Consider the following 532-nt stretch of genomic DNA (forward strand, 5'->3'; position numbering starts at 1 on the left):
GTCGTCGTCATGAGCCGATCCTCGTCAGGCGGCGGACTCTGCGGAGAGGCGATCGGCGGACCGGTGGACGAGAGGCGCCGAGCGCCTCCTGTGGAGGGACCGACCGGCGCGATCGGCGTCGTTCCGGGCGTCTCGAGGCCGGAATCGCCGGAGATCCGGGGCGGGGCTGGTAGGTTACCGACGGTCCGACCGGTTGAGGACGTCCGTCCCCGGCCGAGGACGATCCATCGAAACCAGCTGTTCCGACAGCGAGAACGTCCTGGGAGGACACTCCATGGCTGACAAGTCGCTCAACCGCACCGAGCTCGTCGCGAAGATCGCCGCCGACTCCGGCCAGAGCCAGGCCGCCGTCAACGGCGTCCTCGACTCGCTCTTCACCACCCTCGCCGACTCCGTGTCGAACGACGTGAAGGTCACCATCCCCGGCTGGATCGCCGTCGAGCGCACCTCCCGCGCCGCACGCACCGGCCGCAACCCGCAGACCGGCGAGACCATCCAGATCGCCGCCGGCCACTCGGTCAAGGTCTCCGCG

General features: G+C 69.9%; 1 protein-coding gene. It reads left to right on the forward strand.

Translation table 11 applies throughout. From position 1 onward, the window contains the following. Positions 1 to 274 precede the first annotated feature (274 nt). The coding region (locus C5C82_RS17220) for an HU family DNA-binding protein (protein ID WP_104355440.1) at positions 275 to 532 on the forward strand (258 nt) is incomplete at its 3' end.

The organism is Rathayibacter sp. AY1D5 (assembly GCF_002932515.1).
GTDB lineage: Bacteria > Actinomycetota > Actinomycetes > Actinomycetales > Microbacteriaceae > Rathayibacter.